This is a genomic window from Photobacterium sp. NCIMB 13483 (assembly GCF_003025475.1).
Classification (GTDB): Bacteria; Pseudomonadota; Gammaproteobacteria; order Enterobacterales; family Vibrionaceae; genus Photobacterium; species Photobacterium piscicola.
Map to the genome: position 1 here is coordinate 37,872 of NZ_PYLV01000019.1, position 16,419 is coordinate 54,290.

The window sequence follows — 16,419 nt, forward strand, 5'->3', positions numbered from 1 at the left end:
TATGATGCAAAATGTTGATGTCGCCATTATCGGTGGTGGAATGGTTGGTTTAACACTGGCCGCAGCGTTAGCCGATACTGAATTACGTATAGCGGTGATTGAAGGTCAATTACCGAATCCTGAATTAGCCGCTTTGCCTGATATTCGTGTATCGGCATTGAGCCGTGCTAGTGAACGCATTTTACGTAGCGTGGGGGCGTGGGAAGGTATTTGCTGTCGCCGAATGAGCCCTTACAGCAAAATGGAAGTGTGGGAGCAAGACAGTTTTGCCCATATTGATTTTGACGCTGAGCGACTATCACAACCGGATTTAGGTCATATTGTTGAAAATCGAGTAGTGCAATTAGCATTGTTAGAACAGGTTAACAAACAACATAACGTGACCGTCATTGCCCCTGACCGCTGCCAAAATATTGCTTTTGGGGAAACGGAAGCATGGTTGACTTTAGCCTCTGGTAAAAACCTCACCGCTAAATTAGTGGTTGGTGCTGATGGTGCCAATTCATGGTTACGCCAACATGTGGATATTCCTCTGACACAGCGGGATTATGGTCATAGTGCATTAGTGGCTAATATCCGTTGTGATGAGCCTCATTTACAAACCGCCCGTCAAATTTTTCGTCCTGATGGTCCGTTGGCCTTTTTACCTTTAGCTGAAAAAGATTTATGTTCGATTGTGTGGTCATTACCACCTGAGCAAGCATTGCAGCTGTGTGATGTTAGTGATGAAGAGTTTAATCAGCATTTAACGACAGCTTTTGATCACCGTTTGGGTTTGTGTCGCGTGGAAGGTGAGCGCCAAACCTTTCCTCTAAAAATGCGTTATGCTCAAGATTTTGTACGTGAACGGGTCGCGTTAGTTGGCGATGCAGCCCACACGATTCATCCGTTAGCTGGGCAAGGGGTTAACTTAGGCTTATTAGATGCAGCGGCCTTAGCGCAAGAGATCATTGGTTTGTGGCAAGCGGAAAAAGACATTGGTAAGCAGGTTAATTTACGTCATTACGAACGCTGGCGTAAAGCGGAAGCAGCGAAAATGATCACCGCGATGCAAGGTTTTAAATCCTTGTTTGATGGCGCTCATCCAGCGAAAAAACTGGTACGTGATTTAGGAATGTTATTTGCTAATAATGCCCCAGGCGTTAAAGATGAATTCATGCGTCGAGCATTAGGATTAAGTGGCGAATTACCTGAATTAGCGCGCTATAAATAAGCTGTAATCAGCCACTGAACTGAGTGATTATTTATTAAACCGTAATAAATTTTTTGTTACGGTTTTTTTTGTTCTCAAATTGAGCAAAAGATATTTTTTCACCTACAGTAAATAGAGTGATAACGACCTATTAATTGTGAGCTTAAAAAGGATGTGAGAATGAGCTATGTGCCCTTAGAATTAAAATTTACTCATACGCATGAATGGTTACGTGATGAAGGTGATGGAATTTATACCGTTGGTATTAGTGATCATGCTCAAGCCTTACTTGGTGATATGGTATTTATTGACCTTCCTGACAGTGGGGCGGCTATTGATGGTGGAGAAGAATGTGCCATTATTGAATCCGTAAAAGCAGCATCCGATATTTATGCACCATGTACGGGCACGATTATCACTATTAATGACGAGCTCGAGGCTGCACCTGAATTAGTCAATAATGATCCCTATGGTGATGGGTGGTTATTTCAAATTCGAATTGATACAGATGCGGATGTGGATGAGTTGTTGGATGCTGAGGACTATTTAGCGACGATTGTTGATGATGAATAGCGTAAAAACATTAAAGCCCACATACTGTAGTGGGCTTTATTCGAGAGGCTTTAATTCTAAAGGATTGGCTTAGTAAATTTCACGTAGACGCTTAATTTCTAAGTTAACCTCGTTCACTGTATCGTAATGATGCTGTTGTGCTTTTAATGGCACCAACAATATTCCTTTCTCAAAATGATAGCCGCCACGGCCATCAATATAAATTCTTCCTTTAAATATACGACTAACATGCTTGGCAATTAGTTTCGGCAAGTAGCGTTTGAACATCCGCATAATACAGTTTAACTCCGACCTTCCTAGCGATTAACGCGATAACGCGAATAAGTATACGCTAATTCTTATGACACTTCTGTGACATTATTAGCATAAATTTAACGATAAATTTCATTTGTTGGCGAATTGAATAAGTTTAAATAACATATCTAGAATAATGTTCTGATTATAATGATTTTTTGGTGTTTCTTATTACCACTGATTGTTACATAAGGCTGGTTAATGAATGATGATCGCTACCTATTTAACGATGTTAGCGGCAAATGAAGGTAAGTGGATTGCCGTTTAAATATTGTGAGTGATTTGTAATCAGTAATGTTAATAATAAGTTAGTGTTGGTTTCGATATTTTATGCTGATTTTTAAAATTTTAAGTTGATAGCTGTTTAGTGTTTTTTATTAAAAAAATCACTTAGATCATCATTTATGATCCTAGATCAATACTAGGTTTTTGGCATATGCCAATAATAAACCTCATTAGCGAGGTTATCATCACCATGGCAAGACCTAAAATTGAAAGAAAGATCCGTTGCCGGCCAGCTTATAGTTGCTTTAAACCGAATGGGGTTCCGATGAAGCAATTACCTCGACTTATTTTAGCCAGTGATGAATTAGAGGCGCTAAGATTGGTCGATATGTTGGGTTTACAGCAACTTGAAGCAGCTCAACAGTTAGGTGTTTCTCGACAAACATTAGGCAATATTGTGGCACGAGGCCGACACAAAGTTGCACAGGCGTTAGTAATGGGAATGGCATTAGAATTGGTAACCGACACCCTTAAAAACACAGAGGAATAATATATGTTAATAGCGATAGCGTTAACGCCAAGAGATCAGATTGCAGGCCATTTCGGTAAAGCGGCAATATTTGCTATTTATGATCAACAAGGTCTGCTGGTGGATCGCATTGAAAATAGCGGTAGTCGAGAGCTGGGATGCAAACATAAAAAAATACTCCAGCGTCAGCTTGCGGCACTGAACGTCAATGAAATTGTTCTGGGTAATATTGGTACTCGATCTTTAGCACGTTTGTTGCAAGCTGGATTTAGTGTTAGTCGGGTACCGCCGAGAACATCATTAGCGACTTTTTTAGCGGGTGGTATTAGCAAAGAAGCATTAGTGACTGCCGATCAAGGTCGTGCTTGTAAACGTGAAAAAGGTGCATGTGGTTGTGGCTGTGGCACTAAAAAATCGGCGCCTGCCGTGGCTAAAGTCGGTATGCTCGCGACCAGTTTTAATCAGTTAGGAAAAATTGGAGGATTAAAATGATGACTACATTTTTTCTGACGTTAGGTATTTTCTTGGTGGTGATATTAGCAATGGCGATTGGGTGGTTTGTTAAACGTCAAACCATCAGTGGCAGTTGTGGCGGTTTGGCTAATGTTGGCGTCAATAAAGAGTGTAACTGCGATGAACCTTACGATGAACATAAACTTTATCAAATTCAAGAGCCAAATAGCCGCGCGCAGTAATTGTATTGGTATAGCAACAACAGCCATTGGCAGAGTAAACCGCTCTGCCGCGCTCTGTTTTATTTATTGGCTTAATTGACCCGTTCGAAGTTGTTCTACTTGGGTTATTACTGTTTTTGCAACGATTTGGCGTAACCATTGATTGCGAGGGTGGTTGCTGTTGCGATGTAGCCATAATAATCGAATATCAAAATCAGCAATGGTAACGGGCGGGGGACACTGGGTTAATTGATCGTTGAAAATATCCAGTTGTGCCATTAATCGTGATACCACACAAATTAAATCGCGGCCGCTTAATAAGTGTCGAATAGTGAGAAAGTTATGTGATCCCACTGCAACTTGACGCTCAAATCCTTGTCGTTGTAATTGGGTATCAACTTGGGTAGTGAGTTTACCATCAGGACTGACAAGCGCATGTGGATGGTGACTGTATTGATCTAGCGTGACGTTATCATTAAGCCCCGTTGCTCGTTGATCATAAAGGCACACATGATCTTCGGTATATAAATATTGATGTTCAATATCTTTACCCATATCGGTCATTGAACCAATTACGACGTCTATTCGATGTTGATTAAAGTCGGTGTAATAACTGTGGCGATCAACATTAAAAAAGCTCAGTTGGCATTGTGGCGCTTGATGATGAATTGCATCATACAGTGCGGGGGCAAATAACAACTCAGCATAATCAGTTAGACCTATTTTAAAGGTGCCACAAAAATCAGCAGGAATAAATGTACTTGGTCGCAGTAGTTCATTGGTGACTAATGACAAAATCATATCGACAGTAGTGGCATGTTCTAAAGCGGTTTGAGTGGGCAGCATTTGATGACCATGACGCTCAAATAAAGGGTCATTTAATAAATTGCGTAAACGCGATAAATTATGGCTCATTGCTGATTGACCAATGGCTAATTTATTGGCGGCTTTGGTTACACTGCGGGTGTCCATTAATGCCGAAAAGGCAATCAATAAATTAAGGTCGACACCGCGCCAATTAATATCGTGGTGGTGATGGTTAGCCATAGCCTATTCCTTTACCGAGTAAGTAAACCAACGGTATTTTCATTCATACCGTTGGTCTAGGTGTCACTAATTAAGCCTGTTCTCGACAAATATCAGCGACCATAGGATCACATAATATCAATAAATCATCAGTCGCGATTTCAATGCCAGCCATTCGATCACCACTACTGATATTAACATGCTCAATAGCGGTTATAGTGGCATCAAAAACAATCACTAATGGACGCTTTAGCCCTATAGGTGCCACTGTGCCGATGACTAATCCCGTGACTTTTTCTACTTCAGTGGCATCGGTACAAGTCATTCGCTGACAACCTAATAGCGCCCGTACCTTTTTAGGATCAACCGATTGTGGCCCTGGAACACATGCTAGTACATGAAAACCTGACATATCTTTGAGTAATATCGATTTCACCATGTGCTGCGGATCAACCCCGCGTTCTGCTGCGGCTTCGGCAATGGTCTTTGCCGGCTTCGTGTGTGGCAGCAAGCGGTAATCAACCCCTTCGTTATCAAGTAACTGCGTTACTGCGGTATTAATCAAATTATTCGGCATTAAGATCATACGGTAAGTCGAGTTTATGCCAAAGTGCGTCAGGGGTAGTAGCAAAGCGGAACTGACTGTCATCGTCGAGATCGTTAGGTAACACCACTAATGCAATTGCTTGATCATCAGCATAGTGATAGCCGCAAATAACCGTACCTCCTTTACGCCAATTTTCACCAACACTGCGTTCTAATGCGTCACCCGCTTGTGGGCATTGGGTCGCCGCACCTGTCACTATATACATCGCGCGTTTATTGATACCACGATACTTAGCACGGGCGACGGTTTCTTGGCCGGTATAGCAGCCTTTTTTAAAGCTAATACCATCAACCGCTTGTAAGTTTACCGCTTGAGGAATGAATTCAAGTTCGGTGGTGTTATCAATGCGAGGTTGTGCCGCCTTAATATCATAGAGATTCCACAATTCAGTGGTTGTTAAGGTTGCTGTTGGTGCCAAGTTGGTGATAACACTGTCAGCTTGTTCTGCGGTGGTGATAATTAACCAGCGCGCGTTATCGACTTTTATAGCCGTGGCAGTATCGTTATGACGTACATCGGCATCGCCATTGAAATGACTATCAATGGTGGTTTGAGCTTGGGTGCCTGTAAGCCCTAAAATAATCGCTGAACTTTGGGTTATTTCTGTTTTAGAAAACACCGCATATTTTTTTAATTCAGGTAGTTGGCTTGTCATTACACTTTGACGTTGTACTAAACCATAACCATTTTGGTAATGGAAAACGCGCATAATGGTGCGTAATTTTCCTTTGGCATCACAGTGACCGGCAACGGTTGATTTATCGGCGCTTAATGACACTACATCACAAGTTAACTGACCTTGTAAGTAGGACTTACTGTCAGGGCCAACGAGTGTCACCATTCCCCAATCACTGAGGTTGATCATTGCTAAATCAGGTAGCGAATCAGTTGTGCTTAATGCGAACGGGGTAAAGGTGTATTGAGTTGACCAAGTGTTCATAATGGTATCCACAAATGCTGTAATGATTACACTATGTTATACCAACTGAACAAAATAATTAACCATGGTTACACGATGGGTTAATTGGATGTTTTTGTGGGGGGCGATTATGGTGGGCTAGGTCTCATCTTGAAGGATTATTTGTGCTAGCGCATGGTCGTTATTGAGCATGGCTGTTACTCTATTTGTAACGGAAATACGCACAGTATTCGATTATCAGTGAGCCATTAGGCACGCAATAGAGGTTATGTATGTTAGGTGCAGAAGAGAAAGCTCGCGTAAAATGGGCATGTCGTCGTGGTATGCTTGAATTAGACGTGTTGGTGATGCCATTTTTTGAAGAGTGTTTTGATGATTTATCAGAACAAGAGCAACGTGATTTTATTTCTCTACTAACATGTGATGATCCTGATTTATTTAAATGGATGATGCAGCATGGGCGTAGTGATAACGCAGCTCATGCGATGATGGTTGATAAAATTGTTGCCCATAACAACAGCAAGCTACGTTGATCTAAAGCTTAACTTATCCCCGCGACTGAACACTGCGCTGAGTCTATCTTACTTCAGTGCAGTGCTATTCTTATTGATTGTCCCGCCCGTATTTTTACCACTTAGTTACTTGTTTGCTGAAGCATTGCTGTTTGAATGGCAACGAAGCTATCACTATTATTTAGCTCAACAAGGCCCTTTACGGCTTTATAGTGATGGTAATATTCGTTGGTATGATCAAGCTGGAAAGGTGATAGCGGTTAAACTGGTTACGCGCTGGCTGGTGGTGTTGTCGATTACACACCATAGAAATCAATGGTTAATTATTGGCTATGACGGTTGTGACGCAGCTCAGTATCGACAATTAAAAATGATGATCCATTTAGGGCTATTAAAACCTGACTCCGGCCACAATAAACCATGATGCTAATATTGAAATTAGCATCACAGGTATTAATAATAAAAACAGTTGATTGCTAACGATTAATGATTGTTAGGCACTAAAATTGTTGCTGTTGCTTGTTCATCAAGTTCAGGATAATCAAGCGTATAATGCAACCCGCGACTCTCTTTACGTGCCATCGCACACCGAACAATCAGTTCAGCAACTTGTAGTAAATTACGTAATTCCAACAGGTTATTTGAAACCCGGAAATGGCTGTAATACTCATCGATTTCATGTTTTAGTAATTCAATTCGGTGCATTGCGCGTTCTAAACGTTTGGTTGAGCGTACAATACCGACGTAATCCCACATAAATAATCGTAATTCATGCCAGTTATGTTGGATCACCACTTCTTCATCTGAATTGGTCACTTGGCTGTCATCCCAACAAGGTAACTGTTGCGGTTGTAAGATGGCATTAAATTGTTGTTCTATATTCTGTGATGCTGACCATGCATAAACGACACATTCAAGTAGGGAGTTTGATGCCATACGGTTAGCTCCATGCAGACCGGTATAGCTCACTTCTCCAATGGCATATAAACCGTCAATATCGGTTTTACCTGATTTATCAACCATGACCCCGCCACAGGTATAGTGCGCAGCGGGCACAATTGGAATCATATCAGTCGTAATATCAATACCATAGCCTTGTAATTTTTCAGCGATCATTGGAAAGTGGTTTCTGACAAAATCGGCAGGCTTATGGCTAATATCTAGGTACATACAATCGGCACCGAGACGCTTCATTTCATAGTCGATCGCACGGGCGACGACATCCCGTGGCGCCAGTTCCGCGCGTTCATCAAAATCAAGCATAAAACGACTGCCATCAGGGCGACGTAAATAAGCGCCTTCGCCACGTAAAGCTTCACTTAATAAGAAGGTTTGTGCTTTAGGGTGAAATAAACACGTGGGGTGGAATTGATTAAACTCAAGGTTAGCAACACGGCAGCCTGCGCGCCATGCCATAGCAATACCATCACCCGATGAAACATCTGGGTTTGAGGTATATTGATATACTTTAGATGCACCACCTGTGGCTAAGACGACAAATTTCGCTGCGAGGGTTTCAACACATTCTTTGTCACGATTCCATACATAGGCACCCAGTGCTCGGTTGGTTTTTGAGTGCGGATTTATTTTTTTCTCAGTGATAACATCAAGTGCATTATGACGTTCAAGGATAGTAATGTTAGGGTGGTTGCGGGCTTGTTCTTGAAGTGAGGTTTGCATTGCCATTCCGGTGGCGTCAGCAGCGTGAAGAATACGACGATGACTATGACCGCCTTCAAGCGTTAGGTGATAACGTGGGTGATCGTCTGAATCTGAGTCTTCACGATCAAAGGGTACTCCACCATCAATCAGCCATTGCACACACTGCTTGGCGTTTTCAGCAATAAATTGTACGACGTCTTGGTCACAAAGGTGAGCACCAGCAATTAAGGTATCTTCAACATGGGATGCAATACTGTCTGATTCATCAAAAACGGCAGCGATACCTCCTTGAGCATAATAGGTTGCTCCTTCACTGAGTGGCCCTTTGCATAAAATTGTGACTTTACCAAGATGCGCTAAGTGGAGTGCGAGCGATAACCCTGCTGCGCCACTACCAATGACTAAAATGTCGCTATCGTGTTGATGAGGTTGGTTCATAGTGATTACATGTCCATGTGATAATCTTATTTCATGCTACCAAAATTGTTATTAAAACGCATGTTTGTTTGGATTTTGGTAGCATAAATATCACTGAGATACGCTGCTTTAGCTGTATTATTGTTAACAAATAACGCAGTGATTATTTCATGTCTTTGTGATTTTTTACTTTTTTCAGTCACAGATCCTCGTCAGTGTTATTATTTCAGGTAAAATGACTGCTGTGATTAGATCTGTTTTTTTGGTGTTTTTGTTACAATGAATAACCTAACGGTAACCAAAACATAAAATTATTTTTTTAACGGTGGAACTTTGCCATTATCCATCGGTCTTAAGTAGTGCTCATGCTCATAAATATTTCATAAGTCAGTGTTTTATTTACGGTGAGACTAACGCTTATAGTGGCAGGACAATCTAAATAAACCATTGTGCATCAATAACGAATTTGCGCCATTATTGGGTAAATTATCGTGAGATGAATGCAATATTACTAACCGTAGACATGGGAGTACACGCTCGAATGAGCGAGCAGCAAACTGATCAGGTATTAATTGAGCGAGTACAGCGGGGAGATAAGCAAGCATTCAACCTTCTGGTTATTAAGTACCAGAATAAAGTTTGTAACCTTGTTTCTCGTTACGTTAGCAATTCTGGTGATGTACCAGATGTTGCCCAAGAAGCGTTCATTAAAGCATATCGCGCCTTACCCACATTTCGTGGTGAAAGTGCATTTTATACGTGGCTTTATCGCATCGCGGTTAATACAGCAAAAAATTATTTAGTTGCTCAGGGGCGTCGTCCGCCTGCATCTGATGTAGATGCCGAAGACGCGGAATATTATGAAAGTGGAAATGCGCTTAAAGAAATTTCGAACCCTGAGAACCAAATGTTGTCTGAAGAATTAAGACGGGTTGTTTTTAGTACGATTGAAGCATTACCCGATGATCTTAAAACAGCGATCTCATTGCGTGAACTGGATGGTCTAAGCTATGAGGAAATCGCTGAAGTAATGGGATGTCCAGTAGGTACAGTTCGCTCACGTATATTCCGTGCTCGAGAGATGGTCGAAAAACGTATTCGTCCCCTTATGCAACAATAATTATGTTGCACCAAACGGTGGAAAAAATGGCTGATAAAGAAAAAATTTCGGCATTGCTTGATGGCGAAGATTTGGATCAGAGCATTATCAATGCGCTGACCGTTGACAAAAATAGCGAGCAAAGTTGGCATGACTTCAACTTAATTGGTGATGTTATGCGTGGCGATGCACCGCAATGCAAAGAATGGAATATTGCAGGAAATGTCGCGTTAGCGTTAGAGGCTGAACCGGCACACACAGGTGCTGTGATCACGCATATTGAGACTGTTACTCAGCCGATGATTACTGAAGAACAACCGACCCCATTTAAAGCGAAGCGGACATTACCCGCTTGGCTATCCCAGTTTGGTCAGGTTGCAGTGGCTGCATGTGTTTCATTAGCGGTAATTGTTGGCGTTCAACAATATGACGGTAATGGTAGCAACCTTACAACGACAACCAGTAATGATGTACCAGTACTACAAACTATTCCATTTACAGGTAAAGCTGAACCTGTGAGCTTAAATACCAGTATGGTTGATAATAATCAGACACCATCTGAATCACAGTTAATGGAACAACGACGTCGAATTAATTCGATGTTACAAGATTATGAACTGCAGCTTCGCTTCAATGCTGAAGATGGCAGTATTGATCATTCACAGCTACATCCTAATAAATCAGTGGCGGATTAATGAAAAAAATACTGGTCGGTGCGCTTGCATTGGTCAGCCTATTATTGCCACTCCAAGCCTCTGCTGAAGCGGTTAAACCTTCAACAGAGGCTTTGTTGCATCAAATGGGCCAAGCCAGTCGAGATCTTAGTTATGAGATGTCATACATTTGGGTTAAGAAAAATAGCATTGATACCTTGCGTTATCGGCATGCGTTAGAGAATGGTCAAAGTTACGCGCACTTGTTGTTTCTTAGTGGTCCACCACAAGAGGTGATTCAACGGGGTGATGAAGTTAGTTACTTTGAGCCGGGGCTTGATCCTTTTACCATTAAAAGTAATAAAATGGTCGCGCCAATATTGCCGCTAATGAAAGCCAATATAGATCGACTGGCTAATTTCTACGATTTTATTGCCATGGGACGCGCTCGTGAAGCGGGTGTTGCTTGTGATGTTGTTCGTGTCGCCCCTAAAGATGGTAATCGCTATTCTTATTTATTGTGGATTGATCAAACTACGCACTTAGTGATGCGAGCTGATTTATTGGATCGTGAAGGTGACCTACTTGAGCAATTTAGAGTGGTCTCATTTGTTGTGAACCCTAAAGTTGCCGAAATGCTCAGTAAGCTTGATCAAGTTAAATTGCCAGCTGTGGTACAATTGCCACAACAGCCACAGAAAAAACTTGAATGGGCCGTGAAGTGGTTACCAAATGGTTTCACATTAATTGCTGGTAATCGTCATCGATTATTATTAACTGAACGTGCGGTTGAAAGCCGAATGTACAGTGATGGTTTATTTAGTTTCTCTGTGTATGTTTCTGATGTGGATAATTTTGTTGGGCGAGGACAATTAGTTCGTCAAGGACGTCGTACCTTAACCACTAGAGTTGATGGCAACAAAGAAATAACAGTTGTCGGTGATATACCACCAGAAACGGCGCGACGAATTGCAGAAAATGTAACCTTTGATAATACTAAAGCTGAGGTTACCCAAACGAGTAAATAATCATGATGAGAACATTAGCGACGGTTGTCGCTGTTGAAGCCGGCCATATAACCGTGAGTTGTCAGCAACAAACCAGTTGTGGTCATTGTGCTTCGAGTGATAGTTGCGGCACAGGTATTGTGACAAAAGCCATGCCTGGGCGTTCTCATCAGATAAATATTGCGACCAATGAAAAAATAACCCTCGGACAAGTGGTTGAAATCGGCTTGTCTGAGCGTAGTATGTTGAGTTCAGCATTATTAGTTTATATGTTGCCGCTGCTATTTTTAATTGGCGGCAGTTTAGTTGGACAATACATTTTTATTGATTTAGCAGCCAGTAACCAACTCGGTGTTATTGTGTCGGCTGCTGTTGCTACCACAGTAGGATTAATGATTGCACGCTATTATGCCAAGAAATTCGATGGGGATGCAGCCTACAAACCAAGCCTTATTCGAGTGCTAGGGTTACCCATTTCAGCAGATAAGCTGATAAATGCCGCATCGAAAGATAGCGAGTAGCGTTTAAATTCGGTAGAATCCGTCAACTTGATCGTAAGATCCCATTCATTTTAATCACGAGCAGTCACGCCATTCATGAAGCACATTCGTAACTTTTCGATTATCGCACATATCGACCATGGTAAGTCGACCTTATCCGACCGTCTAATTCAAGTCTGTGGCGGCCTTTCTGATCGAGAAATGGCTGCACAGGTTTTAGATTCAATGGATCTTGAACGCGAACGCGGTATTACTATCAAAGCCCAGAGCGTTACGCTTGATTACACGGCTAAAGATGGTGAAACTTATCAATTAAACTTTATCGACACCCCTGGACACGTTGACTTCTCGTATGAAGTATCGCGTTCACTTGCAGCTTGTGAAGGTGCATTGTTGGTCGTTGATGCGGGTCAAGGCGTAGAAGCTCAGACTTTAGCTAACTGTTATACCGCAATGGAAATGGACTTGGAAGTAGTGCCGATTTTAAATAAAATCGACCTTCCTGCTGCCGATCCTGAGCGTGTAGCCGAAGAAATTGAAGACATTGTTGGTATTGATGCGCTTGATGCTGTGCGTTGTTCAGCAAAAACAGGTGTTGGTGTTGACGAAGTTTTAGAAAAAATCGTTGAAGCAATTCCTGCACCTGAGGGTGATCCTGACGCACCACTACAAGCACTAATTATTGACTCATGGTTTGATAATTACTTAGGTGTTGTATCTTTGGTGCGTGTTAAAAACGGTAAGCTAAAGAAAAACGACAAAATTAAAGTGATGACCACAGGTCAAATCTGGGGTGTTGATCGTCTTGGTATCTTTACACCAAAACAAATTGATACTACTGAACTAAATACTGGCGAAGTTGGCTGGGTTGTTTGTGGTATTAAAGACATTCTAGGTGCGCCAGTTGGTGATACATTAACGCTAGCTAAAGGCGGTTGTGAGACCGCATTACCTGGCTTTAAAAAAGTAAAACCTCAGGTATACGCAGGTTTGTTCCCTGTATCATCTGATGATTACGAAAACTTCCGTGATGCGTTAGGTAAATTAAGCCTAAACGATGCGTCATTGTTTTATGAACCAGAAAGCTCGACAGCACTTGGTTTTGGTTTCCGTTGTGGTTTCTTGGGTATGCTCCACATGGAGATTATTCAAGAGCGTCTAGAGCGTGAATATGATCTGAACTTGATTACTACTGCACCAACAGTAGTATATGAAGTGAAGAAAACTGACGGCACCATGTTGTATGTTGATAGTCCGTCAAAATTACCGGCTGTCAATGACATTGAAATTATGGGTGAGCCTATTGCTCGCTGTAATATTCTGGTACCAAGCGAATACTTAGGTAATGTTATTACCCTATGTATTGAAAAGCGTGGTACGCAAGTTGATATGGTTTATCACGGCAATCAAGTAGCCTTAACTTATGATATTCCGATGTCAGAAGTGGTACTGGATTTCTTTGACCGTTTGAAATCAACCTCGCGTGGTTATGCATCGCTAGATTACAATTTCCAGCGTTACCAAGAATCAGACATGGTTCGAGTCGATATTCTATTGAACGGCGAGCGTGTTGATGCGTTAGCTATCATTACTCATAAAGAAAACTCACAGACCCGTGGTCGTGATGTTGTTGAGAAAATGAAAGAATTTATCCCTCGTCAAATGTTTGATATTGCTATTCAAGCCGCTATTGGTGCTCATATCATTGCACGTTCAACCGTGAAGCAATTGCGTAAAAACGTAATCGCAAAATGTTATGGTGGCGATATTAGCCGTAAGAAGAAGCTACTACAGAAACAGAAAGACGGTAAGAAGCGCATGAAGCAAATTGGTAATGTTGAATTACCACAAGAAGCTTTCTTAGCGATTCTTCATGTGGGCAAAGATAAGTAGTAACCTTTCTTTGTTTATAACAGTCTAGATGTAATTAGAAAGTGCTTATTTAACCTGTTAAATAGCACTTTCTTTTACTTAGAAGTTTTAAATTAGTCACAATAAACAAATGGTTGTGGTTAATTGCGTTAAACCTAAGGGATAACATGGCAAATACATTTTCAATAATACTGGTCTTAGCGACGATCTTTACCGGTATTATTTGGGCGCTAGATAAATTTCTATGGGCACCGAAGCGACAATTAAAAATTGCAGCCGCAGCTGAAAAAGCCGGTAGTCAAGTTGATGCTGAAGTAATTGCACGTGTTGCACCTCAGCCTAGTTGGGTTGAGTCTGCAAGCTCAATGTTTCCTGTTATTGCATTGATCATGATCTTCCGTTCATTTATTTATGAACCGTTCCAGATTCCATCAAAGTCAATGTTACCAACCCTGTATGTGGGTGATTTCATTCTGGTTCAAAAATTTGCTTACGGGTTACGTGATCCTGTTTTTGATCATAAATTTTTAAATACTGGTGAGCCTAAACGTGGTGATGTGATTGTATTCCGTTACCCACCTAATCCAAAGATTGATTACATTAAACGTGTTGTTGGTTTACCAGGTGATTTAATTCGTTACAGCGCTGACAAAAAACTATGCATTCAGCCACAAGGCACTTCTGTTTGTAAGCCTGTGAAATTAACGAACATGAAAGACAGTGAATTTACCCAAGGTATGACACGTCTGATTGAATATAACGAACACCTTGGTGATGTAAATCATCATATTTTGATCAATCCATCGCGACGTGATAACCGTATGGCTTACGTACCTCGCCCAGGGATCGGTGAGTGGATTGTACCAAAAGGTGAATATTTTGTTATGGGTGACAACCGTGACAATAGTGCTGATAGTCGTTACTGGGGTTTTGTACCAGAAGCGAACTTAGTCGGCAAGGCGGTAGCTATTTGGATGAGCTTTGATTTTGATCGCAAGCCTGATAGTTTACTTCCATCTTGGATCCCTACCGGCGTACGTTTTAATCGTATCGGTAGCATTAAATAATCGAGAGAAAATGACAACTCCAGCGAATAGGCTCCAGCGCAAGCTGGGCTACCAGTTTAATAATTGTGAGTTGATGACATTAGCACTGACACATCGCAGTGCTAATGGCACCCACAACGAGCGCCTAGAGTTTCTAGGCGATTCTATTTTAAGTTTTGTTGTTGCTGATGACTTATATCACCGTTTTCCTAATGTGGATGAAGGTGATATGAGCCGAATGCGCGCAACACTAGTTCGTGGTAAGACCTTGGCAGAGTTAGGACGTGAGTTCGAACTAGGCGATTACTTACTATTGGGCCCAGGCGAACTGAAAAGTGGCGGTTTCCGTCGTGATTCTATTTTGGCTGACTGTGTTGAAGCAATCATTGGCGCGGTTTATCTAGATAGTGATGTTGAGACAGTGCGTCAAGTCGTATTGGCTTGGTATAAATCACGTCTTGATACAATTGAACCAGGCATCAACCAAAAAGATCCAAAAACACGCCTGCAAGAATGCTTACAAGGTCGCCGTTTACCATTACCTGCATATACTGTAACTAAGGTACAAGGTGAAGCTCATAACCAAGAGTTCACTGTACAGTGTGATGTCACAGGTTTGGATGAGCCTGTAATTGGTAAAGGCGGCAGTCGGCGCAAGGCAGAGCAGGCAGCAGCAGAAATTGCACTTAATCAGTTGGAATCATGACAGATAAACAACATTGTGGCTTTATTGCCATCGTTGGTCGACCGAACGTCGGAAAATCAACCTTGCTTAACCGTTTAGTGGGACAAAAACTGTCTATCACTTCACGTAAACCTCAAACGACACGTCACCGTATTATGGGTGTTGACACTCGTGATGGGTATCAAGCTGTTTATATTGATACTCCAGGTTTGCACATTGAAGAAAAACGTGTGATTAACCGTTTAATGAACCGTGCTGCTAGCAGTTCATTAACCGACGTTGAATTAGTGCTATTCCTTGTTGATGGCACGACGTGGACGGCTGATGATGAGATGGTACTGAATAAGCTTATGAAAAGTGAGCTGCCAACAGTATTGTTGATCAACAAAGTCGACAACATTAAAGAAAAGCATGAGTTATTCCCGCATTTGCAGGAATTAGCGAAAAAAATGCCGTTTGTTGATGTTATTCCTATGTCGGCAAAGAAAGGCACCAACATTGCGGCAATTGAAAAAATTGTTCATGATCATTTACCTGAATGTGAATACTACTTCCCTGAAGAGTATGTAACGGATCGTTCACAGCGCTTTATGGCGTCAGAAATTATTCGTGAAAAACTAATGCGCTTTACAGGTGAAGAATTACCATATTCAGTCACCGTTGAAATTGAGCGTTTTGATTTCAACCCTGAAACAAATGGTTTTGATATCAATGGTTTGATTTTGGTTGAGCGTAAAGGCCAGAAGAAAATGGTGATCGGTAAAGGCGGCGATAAGATCAAAGTTATTGGTCGTGAAGCCCGTTTAGATATGGAAGATCTATTTGAACGCAAAGTGTATTTAGAACTTTGGGTTAAAGTGAAATCAGGTTGGGCAGATGACGAACGTGCATTGCGCAGCTTAGGTTACATTGACGATCTATAAGGAT

General features: G+C 41.6%; 20 protein-coding genes. 15 read left to right on the top strand and 5 right to left on the bottom strand.

Annotated elements, in window-relative coordinates:
- Position 1: 1 nt before the first annotated feature.
- Both C9I86_RS14400 and gcvH read left to right on the top strand, forming a co-directional pair.
- Positions 2–1,213, top strand: coding sequence for an FAD-dependent 2-octaprenylphenol hydroxylase (locus C9I86_RS14400; protein WP_162841606.1), 1,212 nt, complete (start codon positions 2–4; stop codon positions 1,211–1,213).
- 159 nt (positions 1,214–1,372) lie between these two features.
- Positions 1,373–1,765 carry a glycine cleavage system protein GcvH gene (gcvH, locus tag C9I86_RS14405; RefSeq protein ID WP_107276734.1) on the top strand — a complete coding sequence of 131 codons (393 nt, stop codon included), beginning with the start codon at positions 1,373–1,375 and terminating at the stop codon, positions 1,763–1,765.
- Between the two features lie 69 nt (positions 1,766–1,834).
- On the opposite strand, the gene C9I86_RS14410 is transcribed toward gcvH, so the two are convergent.
- Positions 1,835–2,038 carry a DUF1107 domain-containing protein gene (locus C9I86_RS14410; protein ID WP_080158233.1) on the bottom strand — a complete coding sequence of 68 codons (204 nt, stop codon included), beginning with the start codon at positions 2,036–2,038 and terminating at the stop codon, positions 1,835–1,837.
- Between the two features lie 496 nt (positions 2,039–2,534).
- Between C9I86_RS14410 and C9I86_RS14415 the strand changes: the two genes are divergently transcribed.
- Genes C9I86_RS14415 through nqrM form a run of 3 tightly spaced genes read left to right on the top strand, consistent with a single transcriptional unit; the run spans position 2,535 to position 3,508 of the window.
- Positions 2,535–2,834: a DUF134 domain-containing protein gene (locus C9I86_RS14415; RefSeq protein WP_080158232.1), complete on the top strand. Its 300-nt coding sequence runs from the start codon at positions 2,535–2,537 to the stop codon at positions 2,832–2,834.
- A 3-nt stretch (positions 2,835–2,837) separates the two neighbouring features.
- Entirely contained in the window at positions 2,838–3,305 is a 468-nt protein-coding gene (locus tag C9I86_RS14420) for a NifB/NifX family molybdenum-iron cluster-binding protein (RefSeq protein WP_107276735.1), read from the top strand.
- On the top strand, positions 3,305–3,508 hold the full coding sequence (gene nqrM, locus C9I86_RS14425; protein WP_107276748.1) for a (Na+)-NQR maturation NqrM: 204 nt from the start codon (positions 3,305–3,307) through the stop codon (positions 3,506–3,508). The genes C9I86_RS14420 and nqrM overlap by 1 nt, the downstream gene beginning before the upstream one ends.
- Positions 3,509–3,571: 63 nt before the next feature.
- Here the strand turns inward: nqrM and C9I86_RS14430 are convergent, their stop codons facing one another.
- The 3 genes from C9I86_RS14430 to ygfZ form a co-directional block, all read right to left on the bottom strand.
- The gene (locus tag C9I86_RS14430; protein WP_107276736.1) at positions 3,572–4,534 is read right to left on the bottom strand and encodes a LysR family transcriptional regulator; all 963 of its coding nucleotides are present in this window, start codon (positions 4,532–4,534) and stop codon (positions 3,572–3,574) included.
- 70 nt (positions 4,535–4,604) lie between these two features.
- Positions 4,605–5,090: an aminoacyl-tRNA deacylase gene (locus tag C9I86_RS14435; RefSeq protein ID WP_199190803.1), complete on the bottom strand. Its 486-nt coding sequence runs from the start codon at positions 5,088–5,090 to the stop codon at positions 4,605–4,607.
- Complete coding sequence (gene ygfZ / locus C9I86_RS14440) at positions 5,080–6,060, bottom strand: tRNA-modifying protein YgfZ (protein ID WP_080158229.1); 981 nt, start codon at positions 6,058–6,060, stop codon at positions 5,080–5,082. The genes C9I86_RS14435 and ygfZ overlap by 11 nt, the downstream gene beginning before the upstream one ends.
- Positions 6,061–6,311: 251 nt before the next feature.
- Between ygfZ and C9I86_RS14445 the strand changes: the two genes are divergently transcribed.
- Positions 6,312–6,572, top strand: coding sequence for a succinate dehydrogenase assembly factor 2 (locus C9I86_RS14445; protein WP_080158228.1), 261 nt, complete (start codon positions 6,312–6,314; stop codon positions 6,570–6,572).
- Complete coding sequence (locus C9I86_RS14450; RefSeq protein WP_158258950.1) at positions 6,541–6,975, top strand: protein YgfX; 435 nt, start codon at positions 6,541–6,543, stop codon at positions 6,973–6,975. Before C9I86_RS14445 ends, C9I86_RS14450 begins: the two co-directional genes overlap by 32 nt.
- Before the next feature lie 59 nt (positions 6,976–7,034).
- Here the strand turns inward: C9I86_RS14450 and nadB are convergent, their stop codons facing one another.
- Positions 7,035–8,651: an L-aspartate oxidase gene (gene nadB / locus C9I86_RS14455; protein WP_080158226.1), complete on the bottom strand. Its 1,617-nt coding sequence runs from the start codon at positions 8,649–8,651 to the stop codon at positions 7,035–7,037.
- Between the two features lie 520 nt (positions 8,652–9,171).
- Between nadB and rpoE the strand changes: the two genes are divergently transcribed.
- The 8 genes from rpoE (at position 9,172) to era (ending at position 16,415) form a co-directional block, all read left to right on the top strand.
- Positions 9,172–9,750 (top strand): RNA polymerase sigma factor RpoE, encoded by a 579-nt coding sequence (gene rpoE / locus C9I86_RS14460; RefSeq protein WP_080158225.1) that lies wholly within the window; start codon positions 9,172–9,174, stop codon positions 9,748–9,750.
- A 26-nt stretch (positions 9,751–9,776) separates the two neighbouring features.
- Positions 9,777–10,424, top strand: coding sequence for an RseA family anti-sigma factor (locus tag C9I86_RS14465; protein ID WP_158258951.1), 648 nt, complete (start codon positions 9,777–9,779; stop codon positions 10,422–10,424).
- Positions 10,424–11,410: a sigma-E factor regulatory protein RseB gene (gene rseB, locus C9I86_RS14470; RefSeq protein ID WP_080158223.1), complete on the top strand. Its 987-nt coding sequence runs from the start codon at positions 10,424–10,426 to the stop codon at positions 11,408–11,410. The genes C9I86_RS14465 and rseB overlap by 1 nt, the downstream gene beginning before the upstream one ends.
- A 2-nt stretch (positions 11,411–11,412) precedes the next feature.
- A complete protein-coding gene (locus tag C9I86_RS14475; protein WP_080158222.1) occupies positions 11,413–11,910 on the top strand; it encodes a SoxR reducing system RseC family protein in 498 nt (165 codons plus the stop codon).
- A 75-nt stretch (positions 11,911–11,985) separates the two neighbouring features.
- Positions 11,986–13,782: a translation elongation factor 4 gene (gene lepA, locus C9I86_RS14480; protein ID WP_107276738.1), complete on the top strand. Its 1,797-nt coding sequence runs from the start codon at positions 11,986–11,988 to the stop codon at positions 13,780–13,782.
- A gap of 146 nt (positions 13,783–13,928) precedes the next feature.
- A complete protein-coding gene (gene lepB / locus C9I86_RS14485) occupies positions 13,929–14,828 on the top strand; it encodes a signal peptidase I (protein ID WP_107276739.1) in 900 nt (299 codons plus the stop codon).
- A gap of 10 nt (positions 14,829–14,838) precedes the next feature.
- Positions 14,839–15,513: a ribonuclease III gene (gene rnc, locus C9I86_RS14490; RefSeq protein WP_080158219.1), complete on the top strand. Its 675-nt coding sequence runs from the start codon at positions 14,839–14,841 to the stop codon at positions 15,511–15,513.
- Entirely contained in the window at positions 15,510–16,415 is a 906-nt protein-coding gene (era, locus tag C9I86_RS14495) for a GTPase Era (protein WP_080158218.1), read from the top strand. The genes rnc and era overlap by 4 nt, the downstream gene beginning before the upstream one ends.
- Positions 16,416–16,419: the final 4 nt, after the last annotated feature.